A 16,723-nucleotide genomic window follows, 5' to 3' on the forward strand; every position below is an offset into this window, starting at 1 on the left:
TTTTTAAAGCAGATCAGTTAGTAAAGTCTGCTATTTCGGACTTTAAAATGGGCGATAATTTCTATAGTTCACCAACTATTCACATTTCAATTAAAAGCCAAATAAACGCTCATTTTTTCGTAAATTTGTCCATTGCCTCATGGGCATGTATTAATGTGTAATCTATTATTGATTTTAGCCAAATGACATGCTTTATTTGACCCGGGATGAACGGGAGCATTTAAAGTATTTCATCTATTTTTAAAATATTTATGAGCGAAGAAATAAACGAAGCACTGGCGGTTGAAAAGCCCGCTTATGGTGCCGACAGTATACAGGTTTTAGAAGGTTTGGAAGCGGTGCGTAAGCGCCCCGCGATGTATATAGGTGATATTGGTATCAAGGGTTTACACCACCTGGTGTATGAGGTAGTGGATAACTCGATAGATGAGGCGCTGGCGGGTCATTGTAAGAACATCGAGGTTTATATTCATGAGGATAACTCCATTTCTGTTCAGGATGATGGAAGGGGTATCCCAACCGGTATCAATAAAAAAGAAAATAAGTCGGCCCTGGAAATTGTAATGACCGTATTGCACGCCGGTGGTAAATTCGACAAAGACAGCTATAAGGTTTCCGGGGGGTTACACGGTGTAGGGGTGAGTTGCGTTAACGCCCTCAGCACTAAAATGATTACCACCGTTCACCGCGAGGGTAAAATATTTGAACAGGAATACCATATCGGTATACCTCAATACACCGTTAGGGAAATTGGCGTATCGGATAAAACGGGTACCCATCAGCATTTTTGGCCCGACCAATCTATTTTTACAGTTACGGAGTATAAATTTGATATTCTGAAGAGCAGATTGCGTGAACTTTCTTACCTGAACAAAGGAATTCGCATCTCTCTCTCCGATCTGCGTGAAAAGAATGATAACGGTGAAATTCTTTCCGAGATATTTTATAGCGAAGGTGGTATTACGGAGTTCGTAGAAATGTTAGATGATGTTGCCGGACGTAAGCCGCTTATCCCTCGTGTGATTACCGTTGAAGGTCATGATGCAGGCACCAACGTGGCGGTAGATGTGGCCCTTACCTATAATGACTCTTACAGTGAGCATATTTATTCTTACGTAAACAATATCAATACCATCGAAGGCGGTACGCACGTTACCGGATTTAGACAGGCCCTGACCAGGGTATTTAAAACCTATGGCGATAAAAACGGTTTGTTTGAAAAAGCGAAAGTAAGTATAGAGGGCGATGATTTTCGTGAGGGGCTAAGCGCTATTATTTCAGTGAAAGTTCCTGAACCGCAGTTTGAGGGACAAACAAAAACAAAGCTGGGGAACAGCGAGGTAAGCGGCGTGGTGCAAACCACCCTGGCTCGTGCTTTAGAAGTATTTTTAGAAGAAAATCCAAAGGATGCTAAAAATATCATCAATAAAGTAATACTGGCGGCGCAGGCCAGGGCGGCAGCGAGAAAAGCGCGCGACCTGGTACAGCGTAAATCAGTTTTAAGCGGCGGAGGCTTACCGGGTAAGCTGGCCGACTGTTCTGATCGAGATCCCGAACGTTGCGAGCTATACCTGGTGGAGGGAGATTCGGCGGGTGGTACGGCAAAATCGGGTCGTGACCGGTCTTTTCAGGCTATTTTGCCATTGAGGGGTAAAATTCTCAACGTAGAGAAGGCGATGGAGCACAAGATCTACGAAAACGAGGAGATCCGTAATATTTATACCGCATTAGGTGTAACTGTAGGAACGCCGGATGATCCGAAAGCATTGAACCTGGCAAAACTTCGTTATCACAAGCTGATCATTATGACGGATGCCGATGTGGATGGAAGCCACATCGCGACCTTGATATTGACTTTTGTATATCGCTACATGAAGGAGCTGGTAGAGCAGGGTTATGTGTATCTTGCCCAGCCGCCATTATACCTTGTAAAAAAAGGAAGAGAATCGGCTTACGCCTACAATGAAGAACAACGCAAAGCATTGGTGGCAAAACTGGGTGCCGGTAAAGAAGATTCGGTGAATATTCAGCGATATAAAGGTTTGGGTGAGATGAATGCTGAACAGCTTTGGGAAACTACTATGGATCCGGATCGTCGTACTTTAAAGCAGGTAACTATTGAAAGTGCTGCTGAGGCTGACCGTATATTTAGTATGCTAATGGGGGATGAGGTAGCTCCCAGGCGTGAATTTATCGAAACCAATGCCAAATACGCTAAACTGGATATCTAAAAGTCGTTAAGGTTTTATGTATTCCTTAATGTAATTAAATAGTTTTTCTTCTAAGGGAGTTTCAGGCTTCTGTTTTACTGCAAGAAATTTCTTGTAAAAGACAGAAGCCTGTGTTTTATTATTCAGGTTAACATCATATACCCGGGCTTTGTAATACAGGTCATAAGGGTTCTGGAAAATATAATAGGAGCTATCGTATTGCGCGATAGCCTTTTTATAGTCTTTGGTTTTTTCATAGTTATCGGCTTTACTTCTGAAATAAGTTTTTGCCTCTTCCAGCAGGTTTTGCTTCAGGCATTCATCTAAAAGAAGATTACTTTTTACAAAATCTCCTTTTTGTGCATAACATAACGCTGCACAATAAGTTGTAGGCTCACTTTTCATTCCCTGTAATTCCAGCCAGTCGCAAAGCACCAGGCACTGATCTATTTTTTGGGTATTCAAATATGCATAAGCCAGGCTAATATAGGCAGAGGGTTGTATAGCCGAGTCTTTTAACAATCGCTCTCCCCAGAAGATAACCTCCTTATGCTTATTTTCTCTCGCGCTATAGCTTATTTTCCGGACAACGATCTCTTCATTGGAGGAGTCGGCCATTAAGAAACTATCAATTACAGCAACCGCTCTCTTTTGCTCCTTTTTATAAGCCAAACCACTGGCATAACGTAGCACAACATTCGCCGCCCGTGGGTTTAAGGAGTAGGCTTTTTCAGTATACGTAAATGCAGAGTCTCTTTCATCTAACGCGCTGTACATAGATGCAGTGTAAAACCAGTACTTGTATTGATCTGGCTGTAGTTGCGTGAGATTTTTGTAAAAGCCAAGTGCATCTGTATATTTTTTCATTCTCTGGTAAATAATAGCTAAGTATAGATTAGAAGGCGCATCGGAAGGGTCATGTTGATGTACTGTTTGATAAACAGGTAACGCATTTTTTTCCTCGTCGTTCATAAAATACGCATACCCTAAGTTGAGATAGTATTCTTTATTGAAACCTGTTGGAGGAGTTGTTTTTAAGATTTGGATAGCCTGCCCATATTCCTGGTTTTGAATCAACTGTTGAAATTGCGCACGATCATAGGCATTTTGTCCCTTAACCCCGGTTGGCTGTATGAGAATAATCATGATCCATAGAGCAGCAATGTTTTTCATATTTTTTGTGTTTTTTTAACCAGAAAAGAATCTTTTTACAATTCAAATATAACTAAATATTTAGTTGTAAAAACAGTATTTCATCGAATAATTACCTTCAGTTCTAAGTAAAACCCTTAATTTCAATTTTTCTTAATCAAAAAATAATAGCTATGGCAGATGTAACCCTTACAGCTTACAATGTAAAAACCAAAGAAAAGAATGTACCGATCCAGGAAGCCGTGATTTCTAGAACTGCAAAAGGCGGATACATTGCAAAAGGCAACGATGGCAAAGGCAATAAGTTAACAGCCCTTCTGGGAGAAGAAAAAGCATTAGCGGCTATTAAAGCTGGTCTTGCAAAACAGGATTGGTAATACCCTGGTGTAAACTATATATAGACCCGGCAAACTGTTTGCCGGGTTTTTTATTTCGTGCCTGATGTACTTTTTTTGAACAGTGATGTTCTTTTTTACTAAATGTTTATAAACGATAACGTTTGCGTAAATAAAGTACATTGTAATTGTTTCGGCAACAGGGATTCTGAGTACCTTGTACGTTCTAATAGATTGCAGATGTATAAAAATGTTGTTTTATCGTTATTGCTTGTTATTGGTTCATTAGCCGTTTTTGCTCAAACAAACTGGATTCTACCCAAAGTTGCTGAAACGAAGTTTAAAGCAGTTACGTATAATATTACAAAATATGGTGCCGTTCCCGATGGACATCAGCTAAACACTCGTTTCATTCAGAATGCTATCGATGACTGTAGTAAGAAGGGGGGAGGCACTGTTCTCTTACCTTCAGGATTGTGGTTAACGGGGCCGATTGTGCTAAAGAGCAACGTGAATTTAAACCTGGCTGTTGGGGCTACTTTATTATTTACTAAGGATAAAACGCAATATCCATTGGTAAAAGCCAATTGGGAGGGGTACGAACAAATGCGTAACCAGTCGCCTATCTCGGCTGAAGGTGCTACCAATATAGCCATCACAGGTAAAGGAATTATCGATGGAAATGGTGATGGATGGCGGATGGTAAAAAAGATAAACTTACTGAGTCGCAATGGAAGAAGCTGGTAGCCTCAGGTGGTATCGTTTCTAAAGACGGCCGTTTGTGGATGCCTTCGGAAGGTTTTGCCAAAGGTCAGGATATGAAAGATCCGGGTAGGATAACTCCCGACAGAGATGAAGCGCACTATCAATCTATCAAAGACTTTCTGCGTCCTAACCTGCTTGTATTAACTAAATGTGATAAGATACTACTGGAGGGCGTTACTTTTCAAAACTCACCGGCCTGGAACCTGCATCCTTTAATGAGTAGTAATATTACGGTGAGAAATATACAGGTAAAGAATCCCTGGTATGCGCAGAACGGAGATGGGATTGACCTGGAAAGCTGCCGTAATGTATTAATTGAGAATAGTGTTTTTGACGTAGGTGATGATGGGCTTTGTATCAAAAGTGGTCGTGATGCCGACGGACGCGCCCGGGCCATCCCTACCCAGGATGTAATTATAAGGGGCTGTACTGTTTATGCTTCTCACGGCGGTTTTGTGGTAGGAAGCGAAATGAGCGGTGGCGCTAAAAATATTTATGTGAGCAATTGCACATTTATAGGTTCAGATATCGGTCTGCGTTTTAAAACAACACGCGGCCGTGGCGGTATCGTAGAAAATATTTTCATTAAGGACATTTATATGAAAGATATTCCTGGTGATGCTGTATTGTTTGATATGTATTATATGGGTAATGATCCGGTGCCTATGGAAGGTGAAAAAAGAGAATTACCAAAAGTACAGATGCTGCCGGTAGATGAAACTACGCCTCAATTCAGGAACATCAACATCAGCAATGTGTACTGCAACGGCGCTAAGAAAGCCATTTTCATAAGGGGCCTCCCGGAAATGCACGTAAAAAACATCAAAATAGAGAACTCTGTTTTTCAATCTGATATTGGGGTAGATATACAGGAAGCCAGCGGTATCACACTGAATAATGTAAAAGTATTCAGTAAAAACACCAAACCCGTTGTAGATATCATCAATAGTGATAATATCTACATCAATAAATTTGATTATGCTAAAGAGACAGACTTATTGATACGGGTTGCGGGAGAGAGAACGAAGGCTGTTACAATACAGCAAACCAATTACGGCAATACCAAAGTAAAGGCAAAGGCAGAATTGGGGGCTAATGAAAACTCAGTACAGATTAAATAAAGAACCTTTATTTACTGATCATTAATATAAAATCGTTTCTAAACAATGATGAAGAAAATAGTATACGTTTTAATTAGTTTTTTATCCCTGCAGGCGCAGGCGCAGGAAGTCCCATATTCCCAGCAGATGGCACTAACAGCCATGCATATATGGCCTGATTCATTTAGTGTAACCCCGGGGCGTGCGGCTAGGTGGAGCTATGATCAGGGGGTAATATTAAAAGGTATTGAAGGTATATGGCAGACCACCGGAGATGGCAAATGGTTCAAATATATTGAACATAGCATGGACCATTTTGTGCGGGAAGACGGGACGATTAAAGATTACGACCAGGATCATTATAATATAGATCATTTAAATAACGGTAAAGTGTTGTTGACCATTTACCGTGTAACAGGTAAAGAGAAGTATAAAAAAGCAGCACAATTATTACGGAAGCAATTATTAGCGCACCCCAGAACAAAAGAAGGTGGTTTCTGGCATAAACAAATTTACCCGTGGCAAATGTGGTTGGATGGCCTTTATATGGGACAACCTTTTTATGCAGAATATGCGCAGGTGTTTGGAGAAGACACTGTTTTTAATGATGTGGTCAAGCAGTTTGTGTTGATGGAAAAAAATAGCCGCGATCCTAAAACAGGGTTATTGTACCATGGTTACGATGAGTCGAGAGAGCAGCAGTGGGCGGATAAGAAAACAGGTAAATCGCCACATTTCTGGGCGCGTGCTCTGGGCTGGTATGGTGTGGCTATGGTAGATGCCCTGGATTATTTTCCTGAAAATCACCCCGGCCGTCAGCAGATCATCGACATCTTAAAACGTTTTGCTACCGCTGTAGTAAAGGTGCAGGATGCCAAGTCAGGCATGTGGTACGATATTGTAGACCTGCCCAACAGGAAACCTAATTATTTGGAGTCTTCTGCTACAGCCATGCTTTCTTATACATTGGCGAAGGGCGCCCGTAAAGGTTATATTGATCCCAGCTATGCAGCTAATGCGAAAAGAGCTTTTGACGGACTAACCAAACTTCAGTTAACAAAAGATAAAGACGGGTTTACAAACCTGGAAGGAACGGTTTCTGTGTCGGGCCTGGGTGGCAAGCCCTACCGTGATGGTAGCTTTGACTACTATATGCGGGAAAAAGTGATCCCAAACGATCCTAAAGGTATGGGCGCATTTATAATGGCTGCCAACGAAATTGAGATGATGCCTAAACTGGCAACCGGGAAAGGTAAGACAATAGTATTAGACAACTTCTTTAACAACGAGTGGCAAAAAGGCCCTTCAGGTACCCCAATCCCATTTCATTATGTTTGGGATGAACGTGATAATAACGGGTACCAGTTTTTAGGAAATTTATTTGAGCAGTATGGTGCTAAACTACAGACCTTGAAAGCAGCGCCTACAGCTTCTAATCTTTCTAAAGCTTCTGTATATATTATAGTAGATGCTGATACAGAGAAAGAAACAGCCAAACCTAATTACATGACAGAAGCTTATGCTGCCACCATTGCCAACTGGGTAAAAGCCGGTGGGGTATTGGTGTTGTTAGGGAACAATTCGGTAAACTCCGAACAGGTACATATCAATTTACTGGCGGAAAAATTTGGCGTACGCTTCAATGGAGACGATCAGCTAATGGTGAAAGGAAATAATTATGAGCAGGGCGAAGTAAAGACGGAAGCGGGTAATCCTATTTTCAAAGCGGGTCAATCTCTTTACATAAAAGAGATCAGCTCACTGACTGTTAAAGCACCGGCAAAAGCAATCGTGAAAACAAAAGACTTTGATGTAATGGCAGTTGCTCAGCTGGGTAAAGGAAAGGTGTTTGTATTGGGCGATCCATGGATCTATAATGAATATGTAGACGGAAGAAAACTTCCTGCTAAGTACGAGAACTTTAATGCAGCCAGCGACCTGGTTAAATGGTTGCTGAAAAACAGCAGGTAGTCGCACTGCTATGTTTAATATAGTACCGGCATCTGAATACTAATATTAAAATATCTGAATACTAAAAGAATATGAAACCGTTAAATAAAACCACTGTGGAAAAACCGGAATACCCGGTTAAGATTATGCAATTTGGCGAAGGTAATTTCCTGAGAGCATTTGTAGACTGGATGATTGATAAAGCCAATAATGATGGCATCATGAATCATGGTATTGCACTGGTACAGCCAATTGGCGGAGGCGAAGTGGTAAAGCAGATTTTTCAAAAGCAGGATAATTTATACCACGTATACCTGGAGGGCATTAAAGATAAGCAACCGGTAAAAGAAGTGGCGTTGATCAAATCAATCACCGATATCATTAACCCCTACACAGAGTATAAGAAATACGAAGAGCTGTTTTTAAATGAAGGATTAGAGCTGATCTTCTCGAATACTACTGAAGCGGGTATCCGCTATGAAGAAGGCGATGATCTCAATGCGGAGCCGCCTAAATCTTTCCCGGCTAAGATGACAGCTTTGCTGCATAAGCGTTTCCTGAAGTTTAATGGAGATGCAGCAAAAGGCTTGCAGATTGTTTGCTGCGAGCTAATTGAAGATAATGGCTCTACTTTGAGAGCGTTTGTTATCAAACATGCGCAGGCCAATAACCTGGGTGATGATTTCATTAACTGGGTAAAAACAGCCAATCATTTTTACGATACGTTGGTAGACCGTATTGTACCGGGTTTCCCGAAGGAGACCATCAACGAAATACAGGAGGAAATAGGTTTTGAGGATAACCTGGTTGTAAAAGGAGAGTACTTCCACGTGTGGGCCATTGGTGGCGACAGCAGCATCAAAGAGAAACTGCCATTGGATAAAGCCGGTTTGAATGTATTGTTCATGGATGATATCCGTCCGTTCAGGGCCAAGAAGGTAAGGGTATTGAATGGTGCACATACTGCAATGGTGCCTGTTGCTTTACAATTGGGCTGCGAAACAGTGATGGATGCTTTCAACACACCGGAGGTGGAGCAGTTTATCAACCGCATGGTAGCGGAAGAAGTATTGCCGGGTATTGGTGAAGATCCTGAAAAACTGAAAGCTTTTGCAGCAAAAATACTGGAGCGTTTCTATAATCCTTATCTGAAGCATTACCTGAAAGATATCTCTTTAAACTCCTTGTCTAAATGGGAAACCCGTGACTTCCCGACAGTTGCAGATAACTACAATAAATTGGGCAAGCAGGCTAAACTGACAACTTTCTCGCTGGCGGCATTGCTGGTATTATATAGCGGCCAGTCTGAAGTGAGCTTTACACCCAATGATACACCAGAGTTTGTTCAGTTTATTCAATCCACTTTTAATAAAGAAGATATCAAAGAATGGGTGAACGGTATCATCAATAACGATAAAATATGGACTGCGCCGCTGAAAGACCTGCCGGGTTTTGCTGATGAAGTAGCTGTTTTAGTAGAAGCAATTTTAAATAAAGGAATGAAAGCTGCAGTTACAGAAGTGCTGCAATAAAATAATCAACAACTGTTGATCTCTCGGGAAACAATCAAATAAAAGGAAACATTTCGGAAATGGAAAAATATCTGCAAATACACCCCAATGATAATGTTTGCGTAGCTATTGATGCTATTGCAGATGGGGATTTACTTACTGTAAACGGTGATGCCATCATTGCAAAAAATGCAATTGAAACAGGCCACAAGTTTGCAATCAGGCCAATTGCTGAAGGCGAAGATATTATCAAATATGGCTATCCTATTGGTCATGCTTTGGCAGACATTGCAGTAGGAGAGCACGTGCATACGCACAATGTAAAAACCAACCTGCACGATAATCTCGAATACCAGTATAACCCGGTAGGAGCTAAACTGGATATACCGCAAAGTAATCTTACGTTCAAAGGATATAAGCGCTATAATGGTGAAGCAGGTATTAGAAATGAACTGTGGATTGTACCTACAGTAGGTTGCGTGAATGGACAGGCACAGGCAATCATCAATCGCATTAAAAGTGAGTTAGATGTAAGTCATATCGATGATATCCGTGTATTTTCTCATAATTATGGTTGCTCTCAGTTGGGAGATGACCATGAGAATACCAAAAATGCATTGGTGGCATTGGCCAAGCACCCTAACGCCGGTGGTGTGTTGGTAATGAGCCTGGGTTGTGAAAATAACCAGCAGAATGAGTTCAGAGTTGCGATGGGCACTTTCGATGAAGACCGTGTGAAGTTTGTGATCTCTCAGGATGTTGCTGATGAAGTGGAAGCCGGCTTTGAAATGATGAGCGAGCTGGTAGAAAAAATGAGGGCTGATAAACGTGAAGATCTGCCTTTGTCTCTTTTAAAAGTAGGTTTAAAATGCGGCGGTAGCGATGGTTTCAGCGGTATCACTGCTAACCCTTTGGTAGGCCGTTTCTCAGATTGGTTGATCGCCCAGGGTGGAACCTCCATTCTGACCGAAGTACCGGAAATGTTTGGTGCAGAAACTATTTTAATGAACCGTTGTACAACCGAGCAGGTGTTTGACGATACTGTAGCATTGATCAATAATTTTAAAACCTATTTCCGCAAGCACGATCAACCTATTTACGAGAACCCCTCACCGGGTAATAAAAAAGGTGGTATCAGTACTCTGGAAGATAAATCATTGGGTTGTACCCAAAAGGGCGGTAATTCAGAGGTAGTTGCAGTATTGGATTATGCAGAGCCTGTAAAAGTAAAAGGATTAAACCTGTTGAATGCACCGGGTAACGACCTGGTGGCTTCTACAGCCCTGGCTTTATCGGGTTGCCAGATCGTATTGTTTACTACCGGTCGGGGTACGCCATTCGGCAGCTTTGTTCCAACAATGAAGATTTCTACCAATACCCGGTTATTCGACTTTAAGAAAAACTGGATCGATTTTAACGCCGGCGTTTTGCTGGAAGGACGTGATAAAGATGAGGTAACACAGGAATTTGCTGATTTTATTGTAGAAGTAGCCAGTGGCAAACAGTTAAAACACGAACTTACCGGGTTTAAAGAAATCGCGATATTTAAAATGGGTGTAACATTGTAAAAAATATTGCCATGGCTGAATTAGTTTTAAAGGTACACCCTAAGGATAACGTTATAGTTGCACTGAAAGACCTGAAGAAGGGACAAACGGTTCAATACAAAGGAGAGGATTTTGTATTGCAGGACGATGTGAACGCGAAGCATAAGTTTTTTACGAATGATATGCAGGCGGGAGACGAGATCATTATGTATGGTGTGTTAGTGGGTAAAGCGCAAAACTTTATTCCGAGAGGTGGGGTAATGAATACAGATAATACCCGGCACGCTGCTGATCCTTTCGAGTATCGCCCCTATCATTATCAATGGACACCTCCTGATGTGTCTAAATTTGAAGGCCGGACTTTTAACGGCTATCACCGCAAAGACGGAAGAGTAGGAACGGCCAATTATTGGTTATTTATGCCAACCGTATTTTGTGAAAACCGTAACCTGGATGTGATTCGGGAGGCACTTCATAATGAATTGGGGTATGCTGTTACTGACAAGTATAAAAGATATGCACACCATCTTGTAGAGGCCTACAAGCAGGGAGAAGATATTGGCTCACTGGATCTGGCGCCTGCTGCGCAAACCACACCTAACGACAGAGTGTTTAAAAATGTTGACGGGATCAAGTTTTTAAACCACCAGGGTGGTTGCGGAGGTACACGCCAGGATGCAGGTGTTTTAGGTAAATTATTAGCAGCTTATGCTGATCATCCTAACGTGGCGGGCGTTACCATATTAAGCCTGGGTTGTCAAAACCTGCAAACCAAACAATTACTGGAGGAAATCAAATTACGCAACCCGGATTTTGATAAGCCCTTATTGGTATATGAACAGCAGCAATCGCAGAGCGAAGAGCAATTGATCAGTGATGCTATTAAAGATACCTTCAACGGTTTGATTGAAGCTAATAAAATGGAGCGCAAGCCTGCTCCTTTATCAAAGCTGGTGTTAGGGGTAAAATGTGGTGGTAGTGATGGTTTCAGTGGCATTAGTGCCAATCCGTCTGTTGGTTATACCAGCGATCTGCTGGCTGCTTTAGGCGGTAAGGTATTACTGGCTGAATTTCCTGAACTATGCGGTGCAGAGCAACAATTGATTGACAGGACCATTGATGAAGATAAAGCAAAGAAGTTCATTCACCTGATGACTACCTACAATAGCCAGGCCGAAGCAGTAGGATCCGGTTTTTATATGAACCCTTCGCCGGGTAATATCAAAGACGGTTTGATTACTGATGCTATTAAAAGTACGGGTGCCGCTAAAAAGGGTGGAACTTCACCGGTAGTGGATGTGTTGGACTATACAGAACCAGCCACTAAACCAGGCCTGAGCCTGGTTTGTACCCCTGGTAATGATGTAGAAGCAACTACGGGCAAAGCCGCATCGGGAGCTACTTTAATACTTTTTACAACCGGCCTGGGTACGCCTACGGGCAACCCGGTTTGTCCTACCATTAAGGTGTCTACCAATAATGTACTGACTAAAAGAATGAATGACATTATTGACATCAACTGTGGCCCGGTAGTAGAGGGAGAGAAGACGATTGAAGAAATGGGTGAAGATATACTGGAGTATTGCATTAAAGCTGCAAGTGGTGAAGTAATTCCCAAAGCGGTATTATTAAACCAGGATGATTTTATTCCCTGGAAACGTGGGGTGAGCCTATAAATATCCCATCCCTCTAATAAACATATAAAATCGAAGTTTAGACGATATGGCGAAACAATTTTTAGACGAGAATTTTTTACTGGAAACTAAAACGGCACAAACACTCTATCATGAGTATGCGAAGCAAATGCCGATTATCGATTACCATTGCCATCTTCCTCCGGACCAGATAGCGAACGATAAGCAATTTGAAAACCTTACGCAGATCTGGTTGTATGGCGATCATTATAAATGGCGTGCGATGCGCACCAATGGTGTAGACGAAGCTTATTGCACCGGCGATAAAAGCGATTACGAAAAGTTTGAAAAGTGGGCTGAGACTGTTCCTTACACTATGCGTAATCCGTTATATCATTGGACGCACATGGAATTGCAACGTTACTTTGACGTACATGATATTCTGGACGCGTCAACTGCGCGCAAGATTTATGATGAATGTACAGCAAAGCTGCAAACGCCTGAATACAGCGTAAGAAATATTTTACGCAAAATGAATGTAAAAACGGTTTGCACTACCGATGATCCTGTTGATTCTTTAGAACACCATCAGAAAGTAAAAGACGATGGTTTTGAAATTCCGATCATCCCTGCCTGGAGACCAGATGCTGCCATGAACGTAGCGAATGCAGCCAACTTTGTTGCCTATACTAAAAAGCTGGAAGCCGCTTCCGGTGTACATATCATCTTTTTCAAAGACTTCCTGGATGCATTAAAAAAACGTCATGATTTTTTTGCCACCATGGGTTGTTCTGTTTCTGATCATGGATTAGAGCAGATCTACGCGGAAGATTACACAGAGCATGAAATTCACGGGATCTTCGATAAAGTATATGGTGGTCACGAACTTAGCCTGGAAGAACAGAATAAGTTTCGTTCGGCTATGCTGGTATATTTTGCTGAGTGGGATCATGAAAAGGGCTGGGTACAGCAATTCCACCTGGGCGCTATCAGGAATAATAACTTAAAAGCCATGCGGGAGTTAGGACCTGATACAGGTTGGGATTCTATCGGGGATTTTCCACAGGCACGTGCTATATCCAAATTCCTGGGTGGTTTGATCGATAGGGATAAACTCACAAAAACTATTTTATATAACCTGAATCCGGCCGACAACGAACTGATGGCAACCATGATAGGCAACTTCAATGATGGTTCTGCTCCCGGTAAAATCCAGTGGGGATCGGGCTGGTGGTTCCTCGACCAGAAAGATGGCATGATCAGACAAATGAATGCGCTATCCAATATGGGTTTACTAAGTAAGTTTGTGGGTATGTTAACAGATTCAAGAAGCTTCCTTTCTTTCCCGAGACATGAATACTTCAGGAGAATTTTGTGCAACCTGTTTGGTAACGATGTAGAGAACGGAGAACTACCTGCCAATATTGAATGGATTGGCCAGGTGATACAGGATATCTGTTTTAATAATGCCAACAAATATTTCAACTTACAATTAAAATAGTAGCTTCGGCAGAACGACGATTGCCCTCTTCCTTAAAATAAAAACAATGAGTTTGAACTTTTTCGACTTATCCGGCAAAACAGCATTAATAACAGGCGGTAATAAAGGCATCGGGGCAGGTATGGCTCTGGGGCTGGCGCAGGCTGGTGCTAACATTATAGTAGCTTCCAGAACAGTTGAAGCTGGTTCTGAAATAGAAAAGCAGGTTACTGCTTTAGGACGCAGCTTTAAGTTTTATAAACTGGATGCCTCCGACAGAGATAGTGTATATGCATTTATTAAAAATGTGCAGGGCGAAAACGAGCGTATCGACATATTGGTAAACAATGCAGGCACCATTATGCGCAAACCCGTTGCTGAACACCCGGACGAGTGGTGGGATAATGTATTAGCCATTAACCTGGACACTCCTTTTATCCTGGCCCGTGAATTCGGCAGAAAAATGATTGAACAGGGAGGTGGTAAAATCATCTTTACCTGCTCATTGCTGACCTTCCAGGGGGGTATTACCGTACCGGGTTACGCTGCAAGCAAGGGCGCTTTGGCTAGTGTTATTAAAGCCATGTCTAACGAATGGGCGTCGAAGGGCGTTAACGTAAATGGTATTGCTCCCGGCTATATCGCTACTGATAATACGCAGGCATTACGCGACGATCCGGATCGCAGCCAGTCTATCCTGAGTCGTATTCCTGCCGGCAGATGGGGTACTCCCGAAGACTTTGCAGGTCCTGCTGTTTTCCTCGCGTCACAAGCCAGCAACTATGTCAATGGAGAGATCCTGGTTGTAGACGGCGGATGGATGGGACGATAGCGTTGTATAATAAAAAATCAAATAAAGAACGAATCAACATTAGCCGACTTTCAGAGAACGGTTGAAGTTAAAATAACTTAATAATGGCGAAAAAAATAAGTGCTGCACCCGCACTCAAAGATTATAAAACCAACACTTTCGTGGATGGTGATATGGAAATACGTTTTGCAGTAGGTCCTGAAGAAACCAAAACAATGGACACGCAGAAACTCATAGATAATTTCCTGGTGAAAGACCTGATGGTAGCCGATACCATTAAACTGGTGTACTCTCACTACGACCGTGTGATTATTGGTGGAGCTGTTCCGGCAACCAAAGCATTAACCTTAGGTAATCATCCTGAGTTGCGCGCAGAGTATTTCCTGGAGCGTCGAGAAATGGGCATCATTAACGTGGGAGGAAAAGGAACCGTAACCGCAGATGGTCAAAAGTTCGAACTGGAAAAGCTTTCCTGCCTTTACTTAGGTAAGGGAACTAAAAAAGTAAGCTTCTCCTCAGCCAGCAAAAAAGCGCCGGCTATTTTCTACATTTTGTCGGCTCCTGCACATGCAACCTATCCTAATGCAGTATTTACTAAAGAGCAGGCTTCTCCGGTAGATTTAGGCGCAGCAGAAACATCTAACAAAAGAACCGTTTACAAATATATTCATCTGGAAGGTCTTCAAAGCTGCCAGTTAGTAATGGGCTTGACTATTCTGGCGCAGGGTAGTGTATGGAACTCTGTTCCGCCCCATACGCATACCCGCAGGATGGAAGCTTATTTCTATTTTGACCTGCCAGCAGACCAGCGCCTTTTCCATTTCATGGGCAACCCGGCTGAGTCACGTCATATCGTTATGGCTAATAACGAAGCGGTGATCTCTCCACCCTGGAGCACACACTTCGGATGCGGTACTGCCAACTACGGTTTTATATGGGGTATGGCCGGCGAGAATCTCGTGTATAGCGATATGGATCCGGCACCGGTACATACGGTAAAATAATTATGGTATCATCTGTGGTGCAGGTAGCATCGGTATTGCGTCGCACTCTTGTACTGTAGTTCATCAATCATCGATATTCAATTTCAATATTCAATTTTCAATAAGAAGTCATGTCAAAAAAAGTTGTTACACTCGGAGAAATAATGTTGCGCCTTTCCACACCAGGCTTTCAACGTTTCGTTCAAGCAGATTCATTTGATGTTACCTATGGTGGCGGCGAAGCCAACGTAGCCGTAGCTTTATCTAACTATGGTTTAAACGGTGTTTTCGTTTCGAAAGTACCTGACAATGCAATAGGACAATCTGCTATTAATCATTTACGCCGTTATGGTGTTGACACGCAACACGTGGCATTAGGTGGCGAAAGACTGGGTATCTACTTTTTGGAAACAGGCGCTTCAATGCGTGCTTCGCAGGTGATTTACGACCGCGCAGGTGCTTCAATCGCCGATGTGGATGCAAGCGAGTTTAACTGGGATGCAATTTTTGAAGGAGCTGATTGGTTTCATACAACAGGTATTACACCTGCATTAAGCGATAAAGCTGCGGCACTTACGGAAGCAGCTTTGAAAGCAGCTAAAGAAAGAGGCATTACTACTTCTATCGACTTAAACTATCGTAAGAAATTATGGAGCAAAGAAAAAGCGCAATCGGTAATGACTGAGCTGTGCAAATATGTAGATGTATGTATTGGTAACGAAGAAGACGCTGAAACAACTTTAGGTTTTAAAGCAGCTCATAGTGATATCACCAAAGGTGAGCTGAACCTGGATGGTTATAAAGACGTGATCCGCCAGATGAAAGAAAAATTTGGCTTTAAATATATTGCTTCATCTTTACGCGAAAGCTATAGTGCAAGCGACAACGGCTGGAGTGCATTGGTAAGCGATGGTAACGAGTTCTACCATACGCGTAAGTATGACGTTCGTATTGTTGACCGTGTGGGTAGTGGCGACAGCTTTGCAAGTGGCCTGATCTATGGTCTGGTTACCGGCATGAGCATGGCCGATGCTGCTGAGTTTGGTGTAGCTGCTTCTGCATTAAAACACACTATTCCGGGCGACTTAAACCACGCTACATTAAGCGATGTAAAAACGCTGATGAAAGGCGACGCAAGCGGAAGGGTACAGAGATAACTTTAATAGGTACGATATCTGGTGTACGATGTACGGATGCCGCATAGAGTGGCAAGTACATCGTACATTTATACATCAAACATATCAT

General features: G+C 42.4%; 13 protein-coding genes. 12 read left to right on the forward strand and 1 reads right to left on the reverse strand.

Annotation, left to right across the window (positions count from 1 at the left end; genetic code table 11):
• Positions 1–251 precede the first annotated feature (251 nt).
• A complete protein-coding gene (gene gyrB, locus ACLOAU_RS10760) occupies positions 252–2,231 on the forward strand; it encodes a DNA topoisomerase (ATP-hydrolyzing) subunit B (RefSeq protein ID WP_427861875.1) in 1,980 nt (659 codons plus the stop codon).
• Positions 2,232–2,237: 6 nt separating this feature from the next.
• On the opposite strand, the gene ACLOAU_RS10765 is transcribed toward gyrB, so the two are convergent.
• Positions 2,238–3,383: a tetratricopeptide repeat protein gene (locus ACLOAU_RS10765; RefSeq protein WP_427861876.1), complete on the reverse strand. Its 1,146-nt coding sequence runs from the start codon at positions 3,381–3,383 to the stop codon at positions 2,238–2,240.
• A 152-nt stretch (positions 3,384–3,535) separates the two neighbouring features.
• On the opposite strand from ACLOAU_RS10765, the gene ACLOAU_RS10770 reads away from it, so the two are divergent.
• The 11 genes from ACLOAU_RS10770 (at position 3,536) to ACLOAU_RS10820 (ending at position 16,635) form a co-directional block, all read left to right on the forward strand.
• Positions 3,536–3,739 carry a hypothetical protein gene (locus ACLOAU_RS10770; RefSeq protein ID WP_114792051.1) on the forward strand — a complete coding sequence of 68 codons (204 nt, stop codon included), beginning with the start codon at positions 3,536–3,538 and terminating at the stop codon, positions 3,737–3,739.
• 198 nt (positions 3,740–3,937) lie between these two features.
• A complete protein-coding gene (locus ACLOAU_RS10775; RefSeq protein ID WP_427861877.1) occupies positions 3,938–4,444 on the forward strand; it encodes a glycoside hydrolase family 28 protein in 507 nt (168 codons plus the stop codon).
• Positions 4,390–5,583 (forward strand): glycoside hydrolase family 28 protein, encoded by a 1,194-nt coding sequence (locus tag ACLOAU_RS10780; RefSeq protein WP_427861878.1) that lies wholly within the window; start codon positions 4,390–4,392, stop codon positions 5,581–5,583. Before ACLOAU_RS10775 ends, ACLOAU_RS10780 begins: the two co-directional genes overlap by 55 nt.
• 45 nt (positions 5,584–5,628) lie before the next feature.
• Positions 5,629–7,533, forward strand: coding sequence for a glycoside hydrolase family 88/105 protein (locus ACLOAU_RS10785; protein WP_427861879.1), 1,905 nt, complete (start codon positions 5,629–5,631; stop codon positions 7,531–7,533).
• A gap of 71 nt (positions 7,534–7,604) precedes the next feature.
• Positions 7,605–9,044, forward strand: coding sequence for a tagaturonate reductase (locus ACLOAU_RS10790; RefSeq protein ID WP_427861880.1), 1,440 nt, complete (start codon positions 7,605–7,607; stop codon positions 9,042–9,044).
• Positions 9,045–9,103: 59 nt separating this feature from the next.
• Positions 9,104–10,591 carry a UxaA family hydrolase gene (locus ACLOAU_RS10795; RefSeq protein ID WP_427861881.1) on the forward strand — a complete coding sequence of 496 codons (1,488 nt, stop codon included), beginning with the start codon at positions 9,104–9,106 and terminating at the stop codon, positions 10,589–10,591.
• Positions 10,592–10,602: 11 nt separating this feature from the next.
• Positions 10,603–12,246, forward strand: coding sequence for a UxaA family hydrolase (locus tag ACLOAU_RS10800; protein WP_427861882.1), 1,644 nt, complete (start codon positions 10,603–10,605; stop codon positions 12,244–12,246).
• Positions 12,247–12,292: 46 nt separating this feature from the next.
• Positions 12,293–13,705 carry a glucuronate isomerase gene (gene uxaC, locus ACLOAU_RS10805; RefSeq protein WP_427861883.1) on the forward strand — a complete coding sequence of 471 codons (1,413 nt, stop codon included), beginning with the start codon at positions 12,293–12,295 and terminating at the stop codon, positions 13,703–13,705.
• Positions 13,706–13,751: 46 nt separating this feature from the next.
• Positions 13,752–14,516 (forward strand): SDR family oxidoreductase, encoded by a 765-nt coding sequence (locus ACLOAU_RS10810; RefSeq protein ID WP_427861884.1) that lies wholly within the window; start codon positions 13,752–13,754, stop codon positions 14,514–14,516.
• Between the two features lie 83 nt (positions 14,517–14,599).
• Positions 14,600–15,499 carry a 5-dehydro-4-deoxy-D-glucuronate isomerase gene (kduI, locus tag ACLOAU_RS10815; protein WP_427861885.1) on the forward strand — a complete coding sequence of 300 codons (900 nt, stop codon included), beginning with the start codon at positions 14,600–14,602 and terminating at the stop codon, positions 15,497–15,499.
• Positions 15,500–15,609: 110 nt separating this feature from the next.
• Positions 15,610–16,635 carry a PfkB family carbohydrate kinase gene (locus ACLOAU_RS10820; RefSeq protein ID WP_427861886.1) on the forward strand — a complete coding sequence of 342 codons (1,026 nt, stop codon included), beginning with the start codon at positions 15,610–15,612 and terminating at the stop codon, positions 16,633–16,635.
• The last annotated feature ends 88 nt before the right edge of the window (positions 16,636–16,723 follow it).

Origin of the sequence: Paraniabella aurantiaca, from assembly GCF_050309965.1 — a bacterium.
Classification (GTDB): domain Bacteria; phylum Bacteroidota; class Bacteroidia; order Chitinophagales; family Chitinophagaceae; genus Niabella.

Excerpts from the sequence above, each read along its gene's own strand:
- gyrB (WP_427861875.1), top strand. The coding sequence starts at position 252 with ATGAGCGAAGAAATAAACGAAGCACTGGCGGTTGAAAAGCCCGCTTAT.
- ACLOAU_RS10765 (WP_427861876.1), bottom strand. The coding sequence starts at position 3,383 with ATGAAAAACATTGCTGCTCTATGGATCATGATTATTCTCATACAGCCA.
- ACLOAU_RS10770 (WP_114792051.1), top strand. The coding sequence starts at position 3,536 with ATGGCAGATGTAACCCTTACAGCTTACAATGTAAAAACCAAAGAAAAG.
- ACLOAU_RS10775 (WP_427861877.1), top strand. The coding sequence starts at position 3,938 with ATGTATAAAAATGTTGTTTTATCGTTATTGCTTGTTATTGGTTCATTA.
- ACLOAU_RS10780 (WP_427861878.1), top strand. The coding sequence starts at position 4,390 with ATGGCGGATGGTAAAAAAGATAAACTTACTGAGTCGCAATGGAAGAAG.
- ACLOAU_RS10785 (WP_427861879.1), top strand. The coding sequence starts at position 5,629 with ATGATGAAGAAAATAGTATACGTTTTAATTAGTTTTTTATCCCTGCAG.
- ACLOAU_RS10790 (WP_427861880.1), top strand. The coding sequence starts at position 7,605 with ATGAAACCGTTAAATAAAACCACTGTGGAAAAACCGGAATACCCGGTT.
- ACLOAU_RS10795 (WP_427861881.1), top strand. The coding sequence starts at position 9,104 with ATGGAAAAATATCTGCAAATACACCCCAATGATAATGTTTGCGTAGCT.
- ACLOAU_RS10800 (WP_427861882.1), top strand. The coding sequence starts at position 10,603 with ATGGCTGAATTAGTTTTAAAGGTACACCCTAAGGATAACGTTATAGTT.
- uxaC (WP_427861883.1), top strand. The coding sequence starts at position 12,293 with ATGGCGAAACAATTTTTAGACGAGAATTTTTTACTGGAAACTAAAACG.
- ACLOAU_RS10810 (WP_427861884.1), top strand. The coding sequence starts at position 13,752 with ATGAGTTTGAACTTTTTCGACTTATCCGGCAAAACAGCATTAATAACA.
- kduI (WP_427861885.1), top strand. The coding sequence starts at position 14,600 with ATGGCGAAAAAAATAAGTGCTGCACCCGCACTCAAAGATTATAAAACC.
- ACLOAU_RS10820 (WP_427861886.1), top strand. The coding sequence starts at position 15,610 with ATGTCAAAAAAAGTTGTTACACTCGGAGAAATAATGTTGCGCCTTTCC.